General features: G+C 72.2%; 20 protein-coding genes. 16 read left to right on the plus strand and 4 right to left on the minus strand.

The genetic code is table 11. The features are described from left to right. Positions 1–56: 56 nt before the first annotated feature. Together HMPREF1529_RS09315 and HMPREF1529_RS09320 are read right to left on the minus strand one after the other, a co-directional pair. Positions 57–1,013 (minus strand): LacI family DNA-binding transcriptional regulator, encoded by a 957-nt coding sequence (locus tag HMPREF1529_RS09315; protein WP_005052394.1) that lies wholly within the window; start codon positions 1,011–1,013, stop codon positions 57–59. Continuing rightward, a complete protein-coding gene (locus HMPREF1529_RS09320; RefSeq protein ID WP_036282858.1) occupies positions 1,010–2,308 on the minus strand; it encodes a glutamyl-tRNA reductase in 1,299 nt (432 codons plus the stop codon). The genes HMPREF1529_RS09315 and HMPREF1529_RS09320 overlap by 4 nt, the downstream gene beginning before the upstream one ends. Before the next feature lie 148 nt (positions 2,309–2,456). Between HMPREF1529_RS09320 and hemE the strand changes: the two genes are divergently transcribed. The 11 genes from hemE to HMPREF1529_RS09375 all read left to right on the plus strand — a co-directional run bounded on the left by hemE (position 2,457) and on the right by HMPREF1529_RS09375 (position 13,548). Continuing rightward, positions 2,457–3,533: a uroporphyrinogen decarboxylase gene (gene hemE, locus HMPREF1529_RS09325; RefSeq protein ID WP_084675233.1), complete on the plus strand. Its 1,077-nt coding sequence runs from the start codon at positions 2,457–2,459 to the stop codon at positions 3,531–3,533. Then, a complete protein-coding gene (locus tag HMPREF1529_RS09330; protein ID WP_232212092.1) occupies positions 3,503–4,981 on the plus strand; it encodes a protoporphyrinogen/coproporphyrinogen oxidase in 1,479 nt (492 codons plus the stop codon). The genes hemE and HMPREF1529_RS09330 overlap by 31 nt, the downstream gene beginning before the upstream one ends. Before the next feature lie 9 nt (positions 4,982–4,990). Further along, positions 4,991–5,677 carry a hydrogen peroxide-dependent heme synthase gene (hemQ, locus tag HMPREF1529_RS09335; protein ID WP_016464630.1) on the plus strand — a complete coding sequence of 229 codons (687 nt, stop codon included), beginning with the start codon at positions 4,991–4,993 and terminating at the stop codon, positions 5,675–5,677. After that, positions 5,677–6,921: a ferrochelatase gene (locus tag HMPREF1529_RS09340; protein ID WP_005052405.1), complete on the plus strand. Its 1,245-nt coding sequence runs from the start codon at positions 5,677–5,679 to the stop codon at positions 6,919–6,921. Before hemQ ends, HMPREF1529_RS09340 begins: the two co-directional genes overlap by 1 nt. After that, positions 6,918–7,889: a hydroxymethylbilane synthase gene (hemC, locus tag HMPREF1529_RS09345; protein WP_016464631.1), complete on the plus strand. Its 972-nt coding sequence runs from the start codon at positions 6,918–6,920 to the stop codon at positions 7,887–7,889. The genes HMPREF1529_RS09340 and hemC overlap by 4 nt, the downstream gene beginning before the upstream one ends. Continuing rightward, positions 7,886–8,668, plus strand: coding sequence for a uroporphyrinogen-III synthase (locus HMPREF1529_RS09350; RefSeq protein ID WP_005052409.1), 783 nt, complete (start codon positions 7,886–7,888; stop codon positions 8,666–8,668). The genes hemC and HMPREF1529_RS09350 overlap by 4 nt, the downstream gene beginning before the upstream one ends. Further along, positions 8,665–9,660, plus strand: coding sequence for a porphobilinogen synthase (hemB, locus tag HMPREF1529_RS09355; RefSeq protein ID WP_016464632.1), 996 nt, complete (start codon positions 8,665–8,667; stop codon positions 9,658–9,660). The genes HMPREF1529_RS09350 and hemB overlap by 4 nt, the downstream gene beginning before the upstream one ends. Beyond that, positions 9,657–10,967 carry a glutamate-1-semialdehyde 2,1-aminomutase gene (hemL, locus tag HMPREF1529_RS09360; protein ID WP_016464633.1) on the plus strand — a complete coding sequence of 437 codons (1,311 nt, stop codon included), beginning with the start codon at positions 9,657–9,659 and terminating at the stop codon, positions 10,965–10,967. Before hemB ends, hemL begins: the two co-directional genes overlap by 4 nt. A gap of 67 nt (positions 10,968–11,034) precedes the next feature. Beyond that, on the plus strand, positions 11,035–11,613 hold the full coding sequence (locus tag HMPREF1529_RS09365; protein WP_016464634.1) for a hypothetical protein: 579 nt from the start codon (positions 11,035–11,037) through the stop codon (positions 11,611–11,613). Positions 11,614–11,667: 54 nt separating this feature from the next. After that, a complete protein-coding gene (rsmA, locus tag HMPREF1529_RS09370) occupies positions 11,668–12,513 on the plus strand; it encodes a 16S rRNA (adenine(1518)-N(6)/adenine(1519)-N(6))-dimethyltransferase RsmA (protein ID WP_016464635.1) in 846 nt (281 codons plus the stop codon). Between the two features lie 111 nt (positions 12,514–12,624). Beyond that, the gene (locus HMPREF1529_RS09375) at positions 12,625–13,548 is read left to right on the plus strand and encodes a phosphodiesterase (RefSeq protein WP_005052418.1); all 924 of its coding nucleotides are present in this window, start codon (positions 12,625–12,627) and stop codon (positions 13,546–13,548) included. Here HMPREF1529_RS09375 and HMPREF1529_RS09380 read toward each other — a convergent pair. Next, complete coding sequence (locus HMPREF1529_RS09380; protein ID WP_016464636.1) at positions 13,484–15,082, minus strand: stealth conserved region 3 domain-containing protein; 1,599 nt, start codon at positions 15,080–15,082, stop codon at positions 13,484–13,486. The genes HMPREF1529_RS09375 and HMPREF1529_RS09380 overlap by 65 nt on opposite strands. A 111-nt stretch (positions 15,083–15,193) precedes the next feature. On the opposite strand from HMPREF1529_RS09380, the gene HMPREF1529_RS09385 reads away from it, so the two are divergent. The 4 genes from HMPREF1529_RS09385 (at position 15,194) to HMPREF1529_RS09400 (ending at position 20,401) form a co-directional block, all read left to right on the plus strand. Further along, positions 15,194–16,258, plus strand: a complete 1,065-nt coding sequence (locus HMPREF1529_RS09385) for an aldo/keto reductase (RefSeq protein ID WP_005052424.1) — start codon at positions 15,194–15,196, stop codon at positions 16,256–16,258. Continuing rightward, on the plus strand, positions 16,255–17,196 hold the full coding sequence (locus HMPREF1529_RS09390; RefSeq protein WP_005052428.1) for a 4-(cytidine 5'-diphospho)-2-C-methyl-D-erythritol kinase: 942 nt from the start codon (positions 16,255–16,257) through the stop codon (positions 17,194–17,196). Before HMPREF1529_RS09385 ends, HMPREF1529_RS09390 begins: the two co-directional genes overlap by 4 nt. 109 nt (positions 17,197–17,305) lie before the next feature. Further along, entirely contained in the window at positions 17,306–18,571 is a 1,266-nt protein-coding gene (locus HMPREF1529_RS09395; protein ID WP_016464637.1) for a GNAT family N-acetyltransferase, read from the plus strand. Between the two features lie 33 nt (positions 18,572–18,604). Next, entirely contained in the window at positions 18,605–20,401 is a 1,797-nt protein-coding gene (locus HMPREF1529_RS09400) for an ABC-F family ATP-binding cassette domain-containing protein (RefSeq protein WP_016464638.1), read from the plus strand. 8 nt (positions 20,402–20,409) lie between these two features. Here the strand turns inward: HMPREF1529_RS09400 and HMPREF1529_RS09405 are convergent, their stop codons facing one another. Beyond that, a complete protein-coding gene (locus HMPREF1529_RS09405; protein ID WP_016464639.1) occupies positions 20,410–20,907 on the minus strand; it encodes a MarR family winged helix-turn-helix transcriptional regulator in 498 nt (165 codons plus the stop codon). Positions 20,908–20,995: 88 nt separating this feature from the next. Between HMPREF1529_RS09405 and HMPREF1529_RS09410 the strand changes: the two genes are divergently transcribed. Continuing rightward, positions 20,996–22,681, plus strand: coding sequence for an FAD-dependent oxidoreductase (locus HMPREF1529_RS09410; protein ID WP_016464640.1), 1,686 nt, complete (start codon positions 20,996–20,998; stop codon positions 22,679–22,681). Positions 22,682–22,700: the final 19 nt, after the last annotated feature.

A 22,700-nucleotide genomic window follows, 5' to 3' on the forward strand; every position in this document is an offset into this window, starting at 1 on the left:
CGATTGTGGAGGAGTTGCGCACGGCGCTGCGCCGCGACCCCAGCCGGACCCGAGGCTCAGCGGGTGGTCGAGCCGCGGACCAGCTCGAACGGCAGCTCGATCGCGCGCGGCGCCTCGCCGGCATCGAGCGCGGCGAACATCACCTCGGGCGCCTTCTCCGGGTGCAGGCACAGGTGGGTGATTCCCAGGCGGGCGTTCATCTCGCAGTCGATCGTGCACAGCACCAGCAGTTGCAGATCGCGGGGCATGACGGTGTCGATCTGCTCGAGATGCAGATAGATCTCGGGCCCTTCCTCGCAGTAGGCGAAGACGGCGTCTACGTCGGTGTCCAGCAGTTCGTGCAGGGCGGGCACGAGCCGTCGGCGCCCGGCATCCACCCGCGCCACGAGCGGCGTGCGGCCGTTGACGGCGCTCCAGGCGAGGTAGGCGCTCTCGCCGAGCTGGTCGCGCGGCACCTCGCTCTCGTCCACGAGGAAGCCGATGCGCTGCGCTCCGGCCTCCGTGAGGTGGGCGAGTCCGGCGCGGACGGCCGCGGCGTAACCGGTGCGGATCGTCAGCACGCCGCCGGGGACGGTGAGGTCGTTCGCCGCGACGGGGATGCCGGCGGCCACCGCATCGCGCAGGATCGTGCGGTCGTCGGCCGGATCCGGAAAGTAGAGCGCGTCGATCTGGGCGCCCGACAGCAGGTCGGGACGGCTGTCGGGCAGCACGGTCACGGTGAATCCGCGCTCGGCTCCGGCCTGCACCAGCGCGTCGAGCTGGCGTGCCCGCTGCAGCGCCCGCCGACCGTCCTGCAGCGAGTTGGCCGCCATCACGAAGCCGATCGACATCGTCCGGCCGCTGCGCAGTGCGCTCGCATGCTTGTTCGGGGCGTAGCCGAGCTCAGCGGCCACCGCCTTGATGCGCTCGCGCGTCTCCGCGCTGAGGTTGCCGCGACCATTGAGGGCCTGGCTGATCGCCGCCGTCGACACCCCCGCCCGCGCGGCGACGTCGCGGAGCGTGACGCGGGTCATCCGCGTCCGCCGTCGCTGTCCTGACTCCGGCCGGCGGCGGTCACGTGCGGGGTGCCGGCGGCGGCGGGGAAGACCGTCTCGACGGCGCTCGTCCATCCCGCGCCCGACCCGGAGGCGGCGAGGGTGTGGCCCTGCGAGATCAGACCGTGCAGCAGTGCACCGGAGAAGTGGCGGAGAGCGGCTTCGGTCTCGGCTCCCGCGCCGCGTGAGCGCGCCCGCTCGATCTCGCGGTCGAGCACCGCCTGCACGTGGGTGCGCATCTGGACGACCGCGGGCGCCACCTCGTGCACGCGGCGCGCCATCGCGTGACGCTGAGCGGCGGTCTGCACGATGAGGCGGGCCTCGCCGATCGTGGCGAACTCGTCGATCGGTGCGTGGACGCGGATGGTGTCGAGGTCGAGCAGCTCGATGTCGGGGAGCGAGCGCAGTCCCGGGTCTACGTTGCGCGGCATCCCGAGGTCGATGATCAGCTGCGGCGTCGACACCCCGGACCGGGCAGCGCCGTGACCCTCCAGATCGAGGGCGAAAGTGTCGGTGGTCGTCGTGCAGGTCACGATGACGTCTGCGCGGGCGGCCTCGGCGGCGAACGCGTCGGCCGAGACGGTCGTCAGGTGCTCGCGCTTCGCGAAGCGGTCGCGTCCCGATCGCGAGTGCACGCGGATGTCGACGGCGCCGACGTCGCGCAGCGCCGCCAGGGATGCCGCGGCGTAGCGCCCGGTGCCGACGAGGAGGACCCGCGCCTCCTCCCACGACCCGATGCGCGATCCGGCGAGCTCGACCGCAAGGCGCACCAGGGAGCGCCCCGACTCGCCGAGCTTCGTCGAGTTCTTGACCGCGCGGGACGTCTCGGTGGCGCGCTGGAACAGGTGCTCGAGGGGAGCGGTGGTCACGCCTTCCCGGCGTGCGGCATCGAGCGCGCGCCGCACCTGCCCGGCGATCTCGTCCTCGCCGACGGCGACGGAATCGAGCCCCGACGCCACCGAGAACAGGTGCTGCGCCACGTGGTTGCCGTGCGCGAACTCGACGGTCTCGCGGACGTCGCGGAAGGGCAGCGCCGACAGCTCGGCGAGGCGCTCCATCGCGGCATCCATCGCCGGCAGCGGCGACGCGTCGTCGGGACCGTCGGCGAGATCGAAGTACGCCTCGAACCGGTTGCAGGTCGCCAGGACGACGGCTCCGCGGATGCTCTCGTGCGCGGCCGTGAGGTCGGTCGCGACCGCGTCTCCGACCACCGACAGTCGCTCCAACGCCTCGAGAGGGGTGGTGCGCTGATGGGCGGAGAGGCAGACGAGCACGCGGGTCCAGTCGTGAATCGAACGGAAGGGAACGAGGTTAGTATAACGATTAACGCCCACTTGAGTCCGTCCCACGGGGAGCATCATCATCACCTCTGCCACCGCCGCCGCTCATCCTCTGACCGCGCACGGCACCTCCGCCTCACGTCTGGTCCGCGCCCTCCGCGGCGATCGTCCGGAGATCACCCCCGTCTGGTTCATGCGTCAGGCCGGACGCTCCCTGCCCGAGTACCGGGCGCTGCGCGCCACCGGCACGATGCTGGACGCGTGCCTGAGCCCGGAGCTGGCCAGCGAGATCACCATGCAGCCGGTGCGTCGACACGGGGTGGATGCCGCGGTGTTCTTCAGCGACATCATCGTGCCGTTGCACCTCGTCGGGGTGGAGGTCGAGATCGCCGCCGGCCGGGGTCCCGTCTTCCGCAACCCGGTGCGGACGGCGGCGGAGATCTCACAGCTCGTGCGCACCGACCCGGCGCTCGTGGAGGAGCGCGGCGAGGCCGTCGTCGACGCCGTACAGCGCACCGTCGCGATGCTGGCGGAGGAGGGTGAGCGCCGCGGCGAGCCGTTGCCGCTCATCGGTTTCGCGGGGGCACCGTTCACCCTCGCCGCCTACCTCGTGGAAGGCGGCCCGTCGAAGGACCACCTCGGCGCCCGCAGCCTCATCCACTCCGACCCCGCCGCCTGGGCCGATCTCACGGCCTGGCTCGCCGAGGTGACCGGACGCTTCCTCGCTCTGCAGGTGCGGGCCGGCGCCAGCGCAGCGCAGCTGTTCGACTCCTGGGCCGGAGCGCTCGCGCCCACCGACTACCGGCGCGCGGTGCTCCCGGCATCCGCGGCTGCGCTGGAGCCCGTTCGCGCCCTGCGCAGTGAGGGCCTCGACGTACCTCTCATCCACTTCGGCGTCGGCACCGGTGAGATCCTCGCCGACATGGCGTCGATCGGTGTGGACGCCCTCGGCGTCGACTACCGCGTCGATCTCGACGACGCCGTGGCCCGCATCGGCCGCGACGTCACCGTGCAGGGCAATCTCGACCCCGCACTCCTGTTCGCCCCCGAGGACGTGCGCCGCCGGGCCGCGCACGCCGCTCTCGAGTCCGGACGCGCGGCGCGGGCGCACGTCTTCAACCTCGGCCACGGAGTGCCCATGAACACCGACCCCACCGTGCTCACCGACCTCGTGCGCACCGTGCACGAGTGGCGCGCCACGGAGGAGTCGGCGCGGTGATCGCCTCCGGCGACGTCGCACCCGTGAGCGCTGTCGGTGCCGACGTCATCGTCGTTGGCGCCGGTGTGGGCGGGCTGGTCGTGGCACACGATCTCGCCCGCGCCGGGCGCGACGTGGTCGTGATCGACGCGGCGGCGGAGGTCGGCGGGCTGCTCAGGCGTGGGACGCTCGCCGGGGTGGACATCGATCTCGGGGCGGAGTCGTTCGCGACGCGTACCGATGCGGTGGCCGCTCTCGTCGCGGATGCCGAGCTCCCGCTCGAGCTGGTCGCGCCGCGCCCCCAGGGAGCCTGGCTCGCCGTCGCCACGGACGACGGCGTGCGCCGCGCTCGCCTGCCGCGGCGGACCGTTCTCGGCATCCCCGCCGACCCCGAGGCCGACGATGTCGTCGCGATCATCGGCGCCGACGGCGCCGCCCGCGCGCGCGACGAGCGACGGGTGCCTCTCACCGCCGACGCCGAGCCGTCGCTGTACGACCTGGTGGCCGAGCGCCTCGGTGAGCGTGTCGCCGATCGGCTCGTCGACACGCTCTGCCGGAGCGTCTACTCGCGACCCGCGGCCGACGCGCGGCTCTCCCAGCTGCACCCCGGGATGTGGCGCGAGGTCGTTTCCCGCGGCTCGCTTCTCGAGGCCGCGGATGCGATCGCGACCGGGCAGCGCGCCGGCGCCGCCGTCGGCGGCATCGCCGGCGGAATGTGGCGGCTTCCCGCGGCACTCGCGGAGGCCGCGGAGGCCCACGGTGCGAAGATCCGCACCGGTGTCGCGGTGCACGCTGTGCGCTCGGATGCCGCGACGGTCACCGTCGAGACGACGAGCGGATCCCTGTCGGCGCGTCAGGTCGTGATCGCGACGGGGCCCAAGGAAGTTGCGCGGCTGCTGGCGGGGCACGACGTTTCGGCGCGCTCGGCGCGCTCGGCGACCGGGGGTGAGCGCAGCGACGAGCCGGCACAGACTCCGGCGGGGGTCTACCTCGTCGCTGCCGCGATCGCGCACCCGGGGCTCGCCGCCGAGCCGATCGGTTCGGGCGTCATCGTCGACGCCGCGCTGCCCACGGCGGCCAAGGCCCTCACGCACATCACCGCCAAGTGGGACTGGGCGCGCGCCGCCACACCCGACGGCATCCACCTGGTGCGCCTCTCGGCGCGCGACGCCGCCGCCGGCGGGCTCAGCACTGCGGCCGACGTCGCCCGCGAGGTCTCGATCCTCACCGGCATCGACGTGGCCGCGGCCGATGTCGTCGACCTGGTCGTGCAGGAGTGGACGGATGCCGTCGCGGGCGCCCGTGTTCCCGACGACCTTCCGGCGGGCGTCCACGTCGCCGGGGCCGCCGCCGCCGGTACCGGCCTCGCCTCCGTCATCCCGCACGCCCGCGACCTCGCCGGCCGGCTCGACCGCGCGCTCGCGGCATCCCTCCCGTCCTCCTCCCTCCACACCCACCCGGTTTCCTAGGAGCACCGCATGACCGAACAGATCCCGCTCGGATACACCCTCTTCGCCGTCCTGGCCGGACCCCGTCCGCGGGTGGCGCCCGACGCCGCCGCGATCGCCGAGCTGTCCGCCGCCGTCGACGCGGTCACAGCCGGCGGCGTCACCGTGCGCGGCCTCTACGACGTCACGGGTATGCGCGCCGAGGCCGACCTCATGATCTGGCTGCACACCGCGCCCGGCGGGGTCGACGACCCGGCCGCTCTCCAGAAGGCGCTGCGCACCCTGCGCCGCACCGCCGTGCTCCAGTCCCACACGGCCGTCTGGACGGCGATGGGCGTGCACCGCGAAGCCGAGTTCAACAAGCGCCACGTGCCCGGCTATCTTCGCGGCGAGCACGCGAGAGGCTGGCTGTGCCTCTACCCGTTCGTCCGCAGCTACGAGTGGTACCTGCTTCCCGAGGACGAGCGTGCCGCGATGCTGATGGAGCACGGCCGCAAGGGGGCCCGCTTCACCGAGGTCGTCGCCAACACCGTCTCGACCTTCGGCCTCAGCGACTACGAGTGGCTGCTGCCGCTGGAGAGCGACGATCCCATCCACCTCGTCGACATGATGCGCGATCTGCGCGCCACGGACGCCCGGCGCCACGTGCGCGAGGAGGTCCCGTTCTACACGGGACGGCGCCTGGAGCTCGACGAGCTGGCGGAGGTGCTGAGCTGATGGCCGAGAACATCGCCCCGAGCAGCGCGTCCGCGCATCCCGCCTTCCGCCCGAAGCCGCCCCGTGCGAGCGCCGCTCCCGTCTGCGGCGACGGATGCCGCGTACCGGCCGCCACGGCGGCGACATGCGCCGGCGAGCCACACGCGAGCGTCCCCGTCGCCTACGATGGCGTGCTGCTGCTCGGCTTCGGCGGCCCCGAGGGTCAGGACGACGTGATCCCGTTCCTGCGCAACGTCACGGCCGGCCGCGGCATCCCCGACGAGCGTCTCGAAGAGGTGGCGCACCACTACCGCCACTTCGGCGGGATCTCGCCCATCAACGAGCACAACCGGGAGCTGAAGGCGGCACTGGATGCCGAGCTCGCCGCCCGAGGGATCGACCTGCCCGTGTACTGGGGAAACCGCAACTGGATGCCCTACGTCGCCGACGCCCTGCAGGACGCCCACGACGCCGGGCACACGCGCCTGCTCGCGATCGCGACGAGCGCCTACAGTTCGTACTCGTCGTGCCGCCAGTATCGCGAAGATCTCGCCGACGCCGTCGAGGCCACCGGGCTGTCCGGGGAGGTCGAGATCGACAAGGTGCGCCAGTTCTTCGACCACCCGGGTTTCGTCACGCCCTTCGCCGAGGGCGTCGCCGACGGCCTCGCGCGCCTGCACGCCGACGGGTTCGTCGACGACGAGATCGAGATCCTGTTCTCGACCCACTCGATCCCCAACAGCGACGCCGACCGTTCCGGTCCGCCCGAGCGCGGCTTCGGCGCCGGCGGCGCGTACGTGGCACAGCACACCGCGGTCGCCGAGACGATCATGGCGCGCCTGGGCACCTCGTGCGCCTGGCAGCTCGTCTTCCAGAGCCGCTCGGGCCCGCCGCAGGTGCCGTGGCTCGAGCCCGACATCAACGACGCGATGGCCGAGCTGCCTGACCGCGGTCGCAAGGCCGTGCTCATCGTGCCGCTCGGCTTCGTCAGCGACCACATGGAGGTGCTCTGGGACCTCGACACCGAGGCGATGGAGACGGCCGGCGAGCTCGGGCTCACGGCGATCCGCACGCCCACTCCGGGTACGCACCCGGCGTACGTCTCGGGCCTGGTCGACCTCATGGTCGAGCGCCTGGACGGCACCGCGGCCGCCGATCGACCGCACGAGACCGACCTCGGTCCCTGGTACGACGTGTGCCGCCCCGGATGCTGCGAGAACAAGCGCCTCGGCTTCCAGCCCGCGCTCGCCGGGATTGCGCCGTGACGGCGACCGACACCTCTGGTATGGGGCCCCTGCGACTCGGCACGCGCGCGAGTCTGCTCGCCACGACCCAGTCGGGTCACGTCGCCGAGGCGCTGCGGGCCGTGACCGGGCGCCCGGTGGAGCTCGTGCCGATCACGACCGCGGGCGACGTGCTCACCGGGCCCCTCGCGCAGCTCGGCGGGACCGGCGTGTTCGTCGCGGCGCTGCGTGAAGCGCTGCTGCGTGACGAGTGCGATCTCGTCGTGCACTCGATGAAGGACCTTCCCACGGCCGACGTCGCGGGCCTCGCGATCGGAGCCGTCCCGCCGCGGGCTCCCGTGGCTGACGTGCTGTGCGCGCGCGATGGCCTCACGCTCGAGGCGCTGCCGCACGGCGCCGTCGTCGGCAGCGGGTCGCCGCGCCGGGTCGCCCAGCTCCTGCGTCGCCGCCCCGACCTGCAGGTGCGCGGCATCCGCGGCAACGTCGACACGCGACTGCGCAAGGTCGACGAGGGGGAGTACGACGCGATCGTGCTCGCCGAGGCGGGTCTGACCCGCATCGGCCGCACCGACCGGATCACCGACCGCTTCGACGCCGACAGCTGGCCCACCTCTGCCGGCCAGGGAGCTCTCGCGGTCGAGGTGCGCGCGGATTCCCCGGTCGCCGCCGAGATCGCCGCCATTACCGATGCGGATGCCGAGATCACCGCACTCTGGGAGCGCGCCGTACTGCGGCTGCTGGAGGCCGGGTGCGCCGCGCCGGTCGGCATCTCCGCCCGGCGCGCGCCGGACGCCGTCACGCTGATCGCGGAGGTCTACGCCCTCGACGGCGCCCGCACCGTCCGGGTCGCGCACTCCGCCGACCCCGCCGAACTGGCGACGGCGGCCGGGCGCGCAGCGCAGGCCGGTGTCGTCGTCACCGCGCTGATGGATGCCGGGGCCGCCGAGCTCGCCGAGCTCGGTCCGCGACCCGCGGGAGACCCGCGGTGACCGCACTCGCCGGCGCGCGGGTGCTCGTGCCGCGCGGCGGCGCGTGGGGCGAGCACGTCGCGGGTGAGCTGACGCGTCGGGGCGCCGAACCGGTGATCGCGCCCCTGATCCGCACCGCCCCACCCCGCGACACGGCCGCGCGCGACGCCGCCTTCGGCCGGCTCGCCGACGGTGACTACGAGTGGCTGTTCGTCACGAGCGCCGCCAGCGTCGAGCAGCTCGCGCTGTTCCTGTCGGCGAGCGGACGCGCGTTGCCGACGTCGTTGCGGGTCGCGGCGGTCGGTCAGGCCACGGCGCGCGCCGTCACCGAGCTGGGTGCGAACGTCGACTTCATCCCGCTGGGGCGCTCGTCGGCCCACGCGATGATCGCGCAGTGGTGCGCGGCGCACACGGCGTCCTCGACCGGGCGCTGCCTCGTGGTTCGCTCCGATCTCGCCGGAGCTGTCGTCAGCGATGAGCTGGAACTTCGCGGCTTCGCCGTCGACGTGTGCATCGGCTACCGCACGGTCGGCATCGATCTCGCCGCCGACGTGGCCGCCGATCTCGCCGCCGGCCGCTTCGCGATCGTGCTGCTGACCTCGCTGAGCGTCGGACGCGAGCTGCGCCGACAGGTCGGGGCGCTGCCGGCATCCACCCTCGTCGCCTCGATCGGTCCGGGCACCACCCGCGACGCGGAGCGCCTCGGCTTCGTCGTCGGTCACACCGCGCGCACACAGAGCATCGACGCCCTCATCGCCGAGCTCGACACCCTTCCCCGACTCCAGGAGGTCACCCGATGACCGCGTTCCCCGTCCGCCGCCTGCGCCGCCTGCGCCAGAGCCCGGCCCTGCGACGCCTCGTCGCCGAGACCGACCTGAGCCCGCGCCGGCTCGTCCTGCCGGTGTTCGTAAAGGAGGACATCGCCGAGGCGCAGCCGATCGCGAGCATGCCCGGGGTACACCAATACCCCCTCGCCCGCCTCGCGGCTGTCGTCGAGGAGGCTGCCGCCGCCGGCATCGGCGGCATCATGCTGTTCGGCGTTCCCGCCGTGCGCGACGCCGTCGGCAGCGGCGCGACCGACCCCGACGGCATCCTCAATCGCGCGATCGCTGTGGGGGCCGCGGCGGCGAAGGGACGTTTGACGGTGCAGGCGGACCTCTGCCTCGACGAGTTCACCGACCACGGCCACTGCGGTGTGCTCGCCGCCGACGGGTCGGTCGACAACGACGCGACCCTCGAGGTGTACGCGCGGATGGCGCTCGCCCAGGCCGAGGCCGGCGCCGACATCCTCGGTCTGTCGGGCATGATGGACGGCCAGGTCGCCGCGTGCCGAGCGGCGCTGGATGCCGCGGGGCGCAGCGACGTCGTGATCCTCGCCTACTCCGCCAAGTACGCCTCGGCGTTCTACGGTCCGTTCCGCGACGCCGTCGAGTCGACCCTCACCGGCGACCGTCGCACCTACCAGCTCGACGCCGCCAACGGCCGCGAGGGCGTGCAGGAGGCCCTCGCCGACATCGACGAGGGCGCCGACATCGTCATGGTCAAGCCCGCGGGCCCGTATCTCGATGTGCTCGCCGAGGTCGCCGCCGTGTCGTCCGCGCCGGTCTGGGCCTACCAGGTGTCGGGGGAGTACGCGATGATCGAGCACGCCGCCGCCGCCGGTGTCATCGACCGTGAGCGTGCGATCGGGGAGAGCATCCTCGGCATCCGCCGCGCCGGCGCCGAGGCGATTCTGACGTATTGGGCGATCGAGGTCGCCGGCTGGCTCCGAGAGGGACGCGCACTCGCATGACCGACACCAACGACGCCCTGTTCACCCGTGCCCGCGCGGTCATCCCCGGTGGCGTGGATTCGCCCGTGCGCGCGTACGGCTCCGTCGGCGGCACGCCGCGCTTCCTCGTCGAGGCCGCGGGCGCGTATGTGACGGATGCCGAGGGTCGCCGCTACGTCGACCTCGTCGCCAGCTGGGGCCCGGCGCTGCTCGGCCACGCCCATCCGCAGGTCGTCGCCGCCGTCCAGGCCGCCGCCGCGCGCGGACTGTCGTTCGGAGCGCCGACCCCGGCCGAGGCGGAGCTCGTCGAGGAGATCGTGCGACGGGTGCCGGCCGTGCAGAAGGCGCGGCTGGTCTCCACGGGCACCGAGGCGACCATGACCGCCATCCGCCTGGCGCGCGGCGCCACCGGCCGCGACCTCCTCATCAAGTTCGCGGGCCACTACCACGGTCACTCCGACGGTCTGCTGGCCGCCGCCGGGTCGGGGCTGGCGACCTTCGCACTGCCGGGCTCTGCCGGCGTGCCGGAGGCCGTCGCGGCGCAGACGTTGGTCGTCCCGTACAACGATCGCGCCGCGCTGGAGGAGGTCTTCGCAACCCATTCCGGCCGCATCGCCGCCGTGATCACCGAGGCGGCGGCGGCGAACATGGGTGTGGTCGCCCCGGCATCCGGATTCTCGACGTTCGTCGCCGATCTCTGCCGCCGCGAGGGCGCCCTGCTGATCAGCGACGAGGTGCTCACCGGCTTCCGCGCCGCCCCGGGCGGCTACGCCCAGGTGCTCGCGGATGCGGGTGAGACGGTCGTCCCCGACCTCGTCACCTTCGGCAAGGTCATCGGCGGCGGGCTGCCGGTCGCCGCGGTCGGCGGCCGCGCCGATGTCATGGACATGCTCGCCCCGCTGGGGCCGGTCTACCAGGCCGGCACGCTGAGCGGAAACCCCGTCGCGGTCGCCGCGGGGCTCGCGACGCTGCGCCTGGCCGATGCATCCGCTTACGCCCGGCTGGCAGCGGCGGCCGACGCGGTCGCCGATGCGGCGACGGCGGCGCTGACCGCGGCCAGGGTGCCCCACGTGCTGCAGCGGGCGGGAACCCTCTTCAGCGTCTTCTTCGGCGCCGAGGTGGTCGGCGGGGTGTCGGACTACGCGACGGCGCAGCAGCAGGACACCGCCGCCTACGGCCGGTTCTTCCACGCGATGCTGGACGCGGGTGTGTCGCTCCCGCCGTCGGCGTTCGAGGCGTGGTTCCTCACCGCCGCCCACGACGATGCCGCGGTGGCGCAGATCGTCGACGCCCTGCCCGCGGCCGCCCGCGCCGCGGCATCCGCCTGATCGCGCGCCAGGTGGATGCCGGCGTCGTGCGCGCAGCGATGTCGGTGGCCCGGGCTAGCGTCGGCGCATGAACACCGACGAGCTGTTTCTGCGTTCCGACGCGGCCCTGCGCGACGTGATCGACCGGATCGATCCGGCCGATCACACCCGGTCGGCACCTGCCGAGTGGACCTCCATGGCGAACCCCACGGTCCGCGACATCCTGCAGGCGCACACGTACGACGAGGCGTGGGTTCCCGACGTCCTGCGCGGACGCGCGGCGGTCGACGGCGACGACCTGCGCGGCGTCGATCTGCTGGGCGACGATCCGATCGGCGCCTACGACGCGCGCAACGATGCCGCGACCGCCGCCGTCCGCGCCGGCGGCTACGCCGACACGTTCCGGTTCAGCTACGGCGACTACCCGGCCGTCGAAGGGCTCGCGCACCTGGCCACGTACCGGGCATTCCAGGCGTGGCAGATCGCGAAGCATCTCGGCATCCCGTTCCATCTGTCACCCGAGCTGATCGCCGGTCTCGAGGAACACGTCGTGGCGTTCGCAGACGAGTGGCGCCAGTGGGGCGTGTTCCCTCCCGCCATCGCACCGCCCGCGGATGCCGACGACGAGACGCGTCTGCTGTGTGCCGTCGGCTACTGGGTGCCCTAGGCGACGAGCGCACTGCCGATCGTGGTGCAGGCTCCGCCGGATAGGCTGGAGCGCATGCCCGTGACCCTGCTCGGAGCCGCCGAGATCCGCGCGCTCGCCGCCGACCTCGACGTGACACCGACGAAGAAGCTCGGTCAGAACTTCGTCGTCGATGCCAACACCGTGCGAAAGATCGTGCACGTCGCGGAGGTGACGGCCGCCGACCGGGTCGTCGAGGTGGGTCCCGGGCTGGGGTCGCTCACGCTCGCGATCCTCGAGACCGGCGCTGCGGTCACCGCCGTCGAGATCGATCATCGCCTCGCCGAGCGTCTGCCGGCCACGGCCGCGTCGCACGGCGTCGCCGACGGTGCGCTGACGGTCGTGGATGCCGACGCCCTTCGCGTCACCGCGCTTCCGGGTGATCCGAACGTGCTCGTCGCCAACCTGCCGTACAACGTCAGCGTGCCGGTGCTGCTCCACTTCATGGAGACCTTTCCGGGCCTTGAGCGCGGTGTCGTGATGGTGCAGGCGGAGGTGGGGGAGCGGCTCGCCGCTCCGCCGGGATCCAAGGTCTACGGGGCGCCCAGCGTCAAGGCCGCTTGGTACGGCCCGTGGCGGCTGCCCGGCACCGTCTCTCGGCAGGTCTTCTGGCCGGTGCCCAACGTCGACAGCGTGCTCGTCGGGTTCCGTCGTGACCCCGAGCCGCGCGGCGACGAGGCTCTGCGTCGCGCGACGTTCCAGGTGGTGGATGCCGCGTTCCAGCAGCGCCGCAAGATGCTGCGGCAGGCGCTGGCGCCGATACTCGGTGGCTCATCGAGCGCGGCCTCGGTGGTGTTGGAGTCGGCGGGTGTCGACCCGACGGCGCGCGGTGAGCAGCTCACGATCGCGGACTTCGTCGCCATCGCCCGCGCTCCCCGGTAGGCATCGGAAGGCACGCCGGCGTCGTCGCCGCGGGCCCGCCGTCGCTCGATCGGCGACACGACGCGCAATGTTCACCACGCCGTCACGAAACATGCTTGTAACATTGCGCCCATGCGTATGGCCGAGCATCCTGCTCCCGAACGGGTCCTGCTCCATCTCAGCGACACCCATCTGCGCGCGGCCGGCTCGCGCATCTGGGACCGCGTCTCGGGGGAAGAACACCTCGCTCGTGCGTTGGCCGGAATCGAAGCGTCGGGCGTGCGTCCCGACGCGATCGTGGTGACGGGTGACCTCGTCGACCTCGGCGAACGTGCCGCCTATGCGATGCTGCGCGCGATGGTGGAACCCGTGGCCGCACGCCTCGAGGCGCCTGTGGTGTGGGTGATGGGAAACCACGACGATCGCGCCGCGTTCCGCAGCGAGCTGTGGGGCGACGAGGATGCGGACCTTCGCCCCGTCGATCGCGTCGACGAGTTCGACGGCCTGCGCATCGTCACGCTGGACACCTCCGTGCCGGGGCATCATTACGGCGAGATCAGCGACGCGCAGCTGGCCTGGCTCGCCGCGGTGCTCGCCACTCCCGCGCCGCTGGGCACGATCCTCGCCATGCATCACCCGCCCGTGCCGAGCGTGCTCGCGCTCGCGGCGAGCGTGGAGCTGCGCGACCAAGCCCGGCTCGCCCGTGTGGTGCGCGGCACCGACGTCCGCGCGATCATCGCCGGGCATCTCCACTACTCGACGTTCGCGACGTTTGCCGGCATCCCCGTCTCGGTCGCCTCTTCGACCTGCTACGCACAGGATCTCACCGTGCCGGTCGGCGGCACCCGTCCGCAGGACGGCGCGCAGTCCTACAACCTCGTCCACGTGTACGACGACACCGTCGTCCACTCCGTGGTCCCGGTCGACGTATCGCGCGTCATGGAGTACACCGACCCCGAGGCGGCTCAGCGACTCCTCGCGGACGCGGGGATCACCGGCGTCGGCGTGCAGCGGCCGTCGGCGCCGCCGACACGCCCGGTGTCCGTGCTGCACTGACCGGCGTCTCCCACGGGGCACGCACCGGGAACATCCGCTCGAGCGTCTCGCGGAGCATCCGCACGCGCAGCTCCTCCGGCACCTCCGTCTCGCCGCCGTCGTTCAGGCAGAACATGTCGGCGTCGCGGCGCTGCTCCAAACGGCGCATCTTCTTCAGTGACGAGGCCATCGTGGTCTGCACGTACTGCACGCGCGGCTCGTTCGTCGCGATCGCGCGTCCGGTCATCAGCGCGTAGTAGTGATAGAGGCTGTTGGTCACCGAGACGTCGGTCGCGCTGCGGAAGCGGGATGCCGCCGTGCGCGCGATGTCGTCGGCGAACTCGCGCTCCACCTCCGCGGCCACGCTTCGCCGCATCGGGGCCGCGCAGTGCTCGAGGTCGCGCAGGATCACCCGCCCGAAGCGCTCCCGCAGGAGCTCTCGATTGACGCGCAGCGCGTTGTCGTGGCCGGATCGTTCCGTGCGCGTGGGACCGGCCCCGATGCGGACGTCGCACTCGACGAACTTGGTGAGACCGCCCGCGGTGAAGAACATCTCGGCCGTCACGGGGCGGCCGAAGAACATGTCGTCGTTCGAGTAGAGGAAGTGCTCGGCCAGCCCGTCGATGCGGTGCAGTTGCGCCTCGACGGCGTGGGAGTTGTGCGTGGGGAGCACGGACGGGTCGGCGAAGAACTCCTCGCTGCGCACGACCGTTACCCGCGGGTGCTCCGCCAGCCAGGCGGGATGCGGCGAGTCGGTGGCGATGAAGATGCGTCGCACCCAGGGTGCGTACATGTGGACGCTGCGCAGCGCATACCGCAGCTCGTCGACGTGACGGTAGCGGGCGGGCCCGTCGTCGCCCTTGCCGACGACGTACTCCTCCTGCTGCGCGGCGCGCTGTCGCTGGAACTCGCTGGCCGATCCGTCGACCCAGGAGAAGACCATGTCGATGTCGACGCTGACCTGGTGGGGGCGTGCGTCGAACATGCCCACCACGGTGCGCCACGACCTGCCATAGCGCCAGACCGTCGTGGGAACGAGGTCGGATGCCGGGAAGACCCGCCGCGTGAGCGCGTTCGGTCGTGGCGTGTGGACCAGCTCGCCGGCCGTCCGCCACGTCTCCAGACGCACCCCCTGCGCGCTGCCGTAGCGCAGTGATCCGCTCTGCGTGATCCGCGGGCGAAACAGCCGCAGAGCCCACACGGCGTCGGCGTCAGGGAGGGGCAGATCGACGGCGAGGCGGGCGGGACCGCCCGGCGTCTTCGCGTACAGGGGCTCCTGCGCTCCGGTGGCGGCGAGGGCGCGCAGGGCCGCGCGTCCCTCCGCGGCATCGACCACGATCACCACGGCGCCGTGGTCGTCTTGGGCGAGCAGCGGATCGATGCCGGCGGCGACCAGGGCGTCGGCGACGAGTCCGATGTCCGCGATGCGGGCCATCTCGGGCGTGAGGTCGTCGTGGACGATGTGGAGGATGCCGTCCACCCAGCGCAGGTCGTCGCGGGCCAGCAGGCTCGACCAGGGATGCGGGTGCGGCGAGAGTGCCTCCAGTGCTGCCATTACGCGGACCGCCCTTCATCGTCGGAGAGCCTCAGCGTACGTTGCCGGCGTTTCCCGCGCGTTTCGGGAGCGACAGGCCCGGTGAGCGGTCGCGGTCGATAGCCTGGACGGGTGACCGACACCTCCGAGCGTTTCCCCGCCTCGCGCGGCGGCGACCTGCACCGTCCGTACGCCGCGGCATCCGACCGCTACTCCGCCTCCGCGTTTCGTCAGGTGGGCTCGAGCGGGCTGTATCTTCCGGCGATCTCGCTGGGGCTGTGGTGGAACTTCGGCGACAACGTGCCGTTCGACAACCAGCGCGCGCTGCTGCGCCACGCCTTCGACCGCGGGATCACCCATTTCGATCTCGCGAACAACTACGGCCCGCCCTACGGCAGCGCCGAGACGAACTTCGGGCGCATGATGCGAGAGGACTTCCGGCCCTACCGGGACGAGCTGATCATCTCGTCGAAGGCCGGGTACGACATGTGGGACGGGCCCTACGGCCAGTGGGGATCGCGCAAGTACCTGCTCGCCAGCGCCGAGCAGTCGCTGACGCGCATGTCGCTCGACTACGTCGACATCTTCTACTCGCACCGCTTCGATCCGGTCACCCCGATCGAGGAGACGGTCGCGGCGCTGGACACCCTCGTGCGTCAGGGCAAGGCGCTCTACGTCGGCATCTCGTCGTACGAGCCCGAGCAGACGGCAAAGGCGGCCGCGGTGGCGCGTGAGCTCGGCACACCGCTGATCATCCATCAGCCGTCCTACTCGATCCTCGGGCGATGGATCGAAGACGGCCTGACCGGCGTGCTCCGGGAGGAGGGGATGGGGGCGATCGCCTTCGTGCCGCTCGCGCAGGGCCTGCTCACCGATCGCTATCTCGGCGACGGCACCTCGGCCCGGTCGCAGGAGCGCTCGTCGCTGCCCGGGCGCCGTCTGACCGATACGGCGCTGGAGGGCCTGCGCGCGCTGAACGTGATCGCCCGTGAGCGCGGACAGAGCCTCGCGCAGCTCGCGCTGCAGTGGGTGCTGCGCGACGGCGTGGTGGCCTCGGCGCTCATCGGCGCTTCGCGCCCGCAGCAGCTCGATGAGAACCTCGCGGCCGTGGACGGTCCCGCCTTCGACGCGGAAGAGCTCGAGCGCATCGACGTCATCTCCGCCGGTATCGGCGAGGTGTGGGCGGACGCTTCGTGACGACCGCTGCGGCGGCCGGTCGCCGGGTGCACGTGCGTGCGCCCGGCAAGATCAACATCGCCTTCGACGTCGGTGACGTCCAGCCCGACGGCTACCACGACGTGGCCTCGGTGTATCAGGCGGTGTCCGCGTACGAAGACGTGTGGGCGCGGGTCGCGGACGACTTCACGCTCACGGTGACCGGCGATCTGGACGTGTCGGGTGTACCCCTCGACGAGTCCAACCTCGCCGTGCGCGCCGCGCGGCGCGTCGCGGAGCGGCTGGGGTGGCGCGGCGGCATCCACCTCGACATTCACAAGGGCGTACCCGTCGCCGGTGGCATGGGCGGAGGCTCGGCGGATGCCGCGGCGGCTCTCGTGGCCGTCAACGAGCTGCTCGGCGGAGCTCTCACGACCCTCGAACTGCAAGAACTCGCGGCGCCCCTGGGCGCGGACGTGCCGTTCGCGGTGCTCGGGGGGACGGCCATCGGCACGGGGCGCGGCGACGAGCTCGCTCCGGCGCTGGCACGGGGCCGCTTCGACTGGGTGCTCGTGACGAGTGAGGACGGACTGTCGACCCCCGCGGTGTACCGGGAACTGGACCGGTTGAGAGAGCTGCCCGACATCGCGCCGGCCCACGGTGTCCCCGCCGCCGACCCCGTCGTGATGCAGGCGCTGCGTGCGGGCGATCCCGCCGCACTCGCCGCGGCCGTCCGCAACGACCTGCAGGACGCCGCCCTCTCGCTGCGGCCGTCGCTGGCCGAGACGCTGCGCGCAGGTCACCGCGCGGGTGCGCTGGCAGGGCTCGTCTCGGGGTCCGGGCCGACCGTCGCCTTCCTCGCCGCCGATGAGCGCGGGGCGTCGGCGCTGGCGTCCGAACTCGCCGCTTCGGCGGCGCCGGGATCGCGTGTGCTGCACGTGCACGGACCCGTCCCCGGCGCGCGCGTGATCACCTCCTGACCATTGCGTGTCTGCCGCATCGGGCAGACACCGACCGAAGAGCGTCCTCACGAACGGAGACCGCGTGTCCGATCGCCACCCTCACCACGATGCGTCGCTGGACCGCACCATGACAGACGATCTCGCCGGCCGCGGGCTCGTCGTGCGTCGGGTCGACGATGCGCTGCGCACCGAGACCGACCCCTGGTTGGAGGCCGTCTCCCGCGGCTTCCTGGGCGGTGAGCGCACCGACGTGCAGCGTGATGCGTTCTTCGCGCACACGGCGTACCGGCGCAAGATCGGCGTGTTCGATGAGACCGCGCCCCAGCCGGACGTGCCGGTGGCGACCTTCGCCTCGTGGGCGGCCGAGCTGACCCTTCCCGGAGGGACCGTTGCGGCCTGTGCGATCAGCTCGGTGACCGTCGCCCCCACCCATCGCCGCCGCGGCATCCTGCGCTCGGTGATGACGGGGGAGCTGCGTACCGCCGTGGAGCGCGGGCTTCCCGTCGCGATCCTCACCGTGAGCGAGTCGACGATCTACGGCCGTTTCGGCTTCGCGCCGGCCGCGCTCGCCGCGCAGTGGACGATCGACGCCCGTCGGGCGCGGTGGGTGGGCCCCGACGCGCCGGGACGCATCGACTTCGTCACTCGCGCGCAGGGGCGTGAGATCGCTGCGGCGCTGCACGAGCGCGTGCGCGCGCAGACGCCGGGTGAGATCGACATGCCCGGTGGGCACTGGGACCGCTTCTTCGGCACCCGACCCGACGTCGAGAAGGCCGAGGAGCTGCGGGCAGTCCAGTACCGCTCCGCAACGGGAGACGTCGACGGCGTCGCCCTGTACAAGGTCACGGAGAACGAGCACGACTTCGCGGCGTCCACTGTCGATGTCCTGTTGCTGGTCGCGGCGACCGACGAGGCGTACGCGGGGCTGTGGCGCTTCCTGCTGACGATGGACCTCATCGCCACGGTGCGCGCCGGCGAACTGTCGGTCGACGAGCCGCTGTGGTGGATGATCGCCGACCAGCGGGCCGCGACCGTCACCGTGCGCGACCACCACTACACGCGGATCCTCGATGTACCGGCCGCCCTGTCGGCGCGCACCTACGACGTCGCCGACACGGTCGTGCTCGACGTCGCCGATCCGCTGGGCATCGCCTCCGGGGTGTTCCTGCTGACGACGGATGCCGACGGCACCGCCGCGGTGGAGCTGGTCGACGAGCCGCCGGTCGGCGTGCCGACGGTCACGCTCGGGGTGGCCGAGCTGTCCGCGCTGCTGCTGGGCGGCGTGTCGCCCGTGACGCTGGCGCGCGCGGGCCGTCTGGTCGCCGACGACGCCCCCGCGCTCGCACGGCTGTTCGCCTCCACGGTGCCGCCGCGGCTGAGCTTCTGGTACTGAGCGCCGGGACCTCTCGCGTAGCCTGGAGCGGATATGGCGCATCTGCTCGGGGCTGAGGGCCTCCACCTGGAATTCCCCACGAAGGTCGTCTTCGACGGCGTCTCTCTCGGCGTCGACGAGGGGGATCGCATCGGCATCGTCGGCCGCAACGGCGACGGCAAGTCGAGTCTGATGGCGATGCTCGCGGGGCGTCTGGAGCCGGATGCCGGTCGCGTCACCGTGCGCGGCGGGGTGCGCGTGGGCGTGCTCGATCAGGGCGACACGCTCGACGACGCCCTCACGATCGCCCAGAGCGTCGTCGGCGACCGCGCCGAGCACGACTGGGCGGGCGATGCCGGCGTCCGCGACGTGATCTCCGGCCTGGTCGGCGACCTCGACTGGGACGGCCCCGTGGTCGGTCTCTCGGGCGGGCAGCGCCGGCGCGTGGCGCTCGCGCGACTGCTCGTCGGAGACTGGGACGTGCTGGCGCTCGACGAGCCCACGAACCACCTCGATGTCGAAGCGGTGGCCTGGCTCGCCGCGCACCTCACGCGGCGCTGGTCGGCATCCCAGGGTGCGCTCCTGGTCGTCACCCACGATCGGTGGTTCCTGGACGAGGTCTGCACCAAGACGTGGGAGGTGCACGACCGCATCGTCGAGCCGTTCGAGGGCGGCTACGCGGCCTACGTGCTGCAGCGCGTCGAGCGCGACCGCCAGTCGGCCGTGATCGAGCAGCGTCGACAGAACCTCGCTCGCAAAGAGCTCGCGTGGCTGCGCCGCGGCGCGCCGGCGCGCACCAGCAAGCCGCGGTTCCGCATCGAGGCGGCCAATGAACTCATCGCTGACGTCCCCGAGATCCGCGACAAGGTGCAGTTGCAGTCGCTCGCCGTGTCCCGGTTGGGCAAGGACGTCGTCGACCTGCTCGACGCCGGCGTGACTTACGGCGATCGACTGGTGCTGCAGGACGTCGAGTGGCGCATCGCGCCGGGGGAGCGCACCGGCATCCTCGGCGTCAACGGCGCCGGCAAGTCCACGCTCCTCGGTCTCATCGCCGGCACGGTCGAGCCCACCCACGGTCGGGTCAAGCGCGGAAAGACCGTGAAGGTCGCGACGCTCACGCAGCGGATGGACGAGCTCGACCAATACCTGGACGATCCGGTGCGCGTGGTCATCTCGGGCCTGCGCACGAGCTACACGATCGGGACGGGCTCCAAGGCGGCCGAACTCACGCCGGGCCAGCTGCTGGAGCGCATGGGCTTCAGCTCGGCGCAGCTGTCGACGCCCGTGAAGGATCTGTCCGGTGGTCAGCAGCGTCGGCTGCAGCTGCTGCTGATCCTGCTCGATCAGCCCAACGTGCTGATCCTCGATGAGCCGACCAACGATCTCGACACCGACATGCTGGCCGCGATCGAGGACCTCCTCGACTCGTGGGCGGGGACGCTCCTGGTGGTCAGCCACGACCGCTACTTCCTCGAGCGGGTCACCGATCAGCAGTACGCCGTGATGAGCGGGCGCCTACGGCACCTGCCGGGAGGAATCGACGAGTACCTGAGGCTCCGCGCCGCCCAGCGCGATCAGCCGGCGGCGCCGGTCGCGGCGACGTCGGAGGGTGACAGTGGTCCGGCGTTGGCCGGTGCCGACCTCCGCGCGGCGCAGAAGGAGCTGGCGGCGGCGGAGCGGCGGATCCAGAAACTGACGGCCCAGGTGGATGCCGCCCGCACCGCCCTTGCCGACCACGACCAGTCCGACTATGCGGGGCTGGGCGAGAAGATGCGCGCGATCGGCGAGCTCGAGGCAGAGATCGCTGCGCTGGAGGAGCGCTGGTTCGAGCTCTCCGAGCTCATCGGCTGAGCCGGCTGTCAGGAGTCGAAGCCCAGCGACAGCTTTCGCAGCAGGCCCGCGAGTCGCTCGCGATCGGAGCGTGACAGCACGCTGAGCAGCAGGGCTTCGGCGTCGACGAGGCGTGTGATCGCGGCATCCACGCGGGTCTTGCCCTCGTCGGTGATCGTCACCAGAACGCTGCGTCCGTCACCGGGATCGGCCTCGCGGCGCACCAGGCGGCGTCCGACGAGGCGATCGATGCGGTTCGTCATCGTGCCGCTGGAGACCAGCGTCTGCTGCAGCAGCTGCTTGGGACTGAGCTGGTAGGGCTCGCCGGCCCGTCGCAGTGCCGACAGCACGTCCCACTCCCAGGGTTCGAGGTCGCTGCGACGAAACGCCTCGCGTCGCGCCCGGTCGAGATGACGCGACAGGCGATCCACCCGCGAGAGCACCTCCAGCGGCGAGAAGTCGAGATCCGGCCGCTGGGCGCCCCACGCGCCGACGATGCGGTCGACTTCGTCGTGCTCGGTGGACATGCCTCCATTATCGTCACGGCGGCGCTCGGAGTTGCGTCAAAATACCCCAGGGGGTATCGTATGAGCACGCGTTCGAGAAGGAGAACAGATGCGCATCGTGATCGTCGGGGGAGTGGCCGGAGGCATGAGCTGTGCCGCGCGTGCGCGCAGGCTCGATGAGGCGGCCGAGATCATCGTCCTCGAGCGGGGCGCGCACGTCTCGTTCGCGAACTGCGGCCTGCCCTACTACGTCGGCGGAGAGATCGCCGATGAATCCGCTCTGCTCGTGCAGACCCCGGCCTCGCTGAAAGCGTCTCTCGCGCTCGACGTGCGCCCCGGTCACGAGGTGACGGCGGTGGATGCCGCGGCCAAGACCGTGACCGTGATGAGCGCAGACGGTGTCGACACCCTGCACTACGACGCCCTCGTGCTGGCTCCGGGCGCCGCCGCGGCGACGCCGCCCATCACCGGACTGGACTCGCCGCGGGTGCGGACGCTGCGCAGCGTCGAGGACGCGGTCGCGTTGCGTGATCGCGTCCAGGCCGGTGCGCGCCGTGCCGTCGTGCTCGGAGCGGGCTTCATCGGCATCGAGGCCGCCGAAGCGCTCGCCCAGCGCGGGCTGCACACCACCGTCGTCGAGTTCGCGCCGCACGTACTGCCCCCGCTCGAGGACGAGCTGGCCGCCCTCGTGACCGCGGAACTGCGGACGCTCGGCATCGAGGTGCGCGCCGGCACCGCGGCCACCGCGGTCGAATCCGGTGAGGACGGCGACGTCGTCGTCCTCGACGACGGCACCCGCCTGGACGCCGACATCGTCGTGCTCTCGGTGGGTGTTCGTCCCGACACGGCGGTCTTCGAGGCCGCGGGCGTCGCATGCGTCCGGGGGGCCATGATCATCGACGAGCACGGACGTACCTCGCTGCCCGACGTCTACGCGGTCGGCGATGCGACGGCATCCGTCGACGCCGTCACCGGGGCCGTGCGTCCCGTCGCGCTCGCCGGACCCGCCAACCGCGCCGGACGGCTCGTCGCCGACGCGATTCTCCGTCCGGAGCACGCTCGTCCGCTTCCGCGCCCCGTCGGGACGGCGATCGTCCGTGTCGGTGCGCAGACGGTGGCGATGACCGGCGCGAACCGCGCCGCGCTCGTCGCAGCCGGGATCGACGCGGACACGCTGCACCTTCATCCGGGCCAGCACGCCGGCTACTTTCCCGGCGCCTCGCAGATCCATCTGGTCGTCCACATCCGTCGGAGTGACGGCCTGCTGCTGGGAGCGCAGGCCGTCGGCGCCGACGGGGTCGACAAGAGGATCGACGTGCTCGCGACGGCCATCCGTGCGGGCTGGGCGGTGGATGAGCTGATCGACCTCGACCTGGCGTACGCACCTCCGTACGGGTCTGCGAAGGACCCCGTCAACATGGTCGGGATGGTCGGCGAGAACGTCCGCACCGGCGCCCTGCGGCTCTGGTACGCGCAGGACCTCGATTCCGTCGCCGAGACCGCGCTGATCCTCGACGTGCGTACACCCGCAGAACTGTCCACCGGGCACCTTCCCGGCGTGCTCGCCATACCGCACACCGCGCTGCGCGGCCGGCTCGACGAGGTGCGGGAGGCTGCCGCCGGGCGGCCCGTGCGGGTCATGTGCCAGTCGGGTGTGCGCTCCGCGATCGCGCACCGCGTGCTCGCCCAGGCCGGCTTCGACTCGGCATCCCTCTCCGGCGGCATGCTGACGCTGCGCGCCGTGCTCGGCGAGCGGGCGGATGCCGTGCTCGTCTCCGACCGCACACGCGTCTGAGGCGCGCGGACTCTTCCCC

It is taken from the genome of Microbacterium sp. oral taxon 186 str. F0373 (genome assembly GCF_000411455.1).
Lineage (GTDB): Bacteria > Actinomycetota > Actinomycetes > Actinomycetales > Microbacteriaceae > Microbacterium.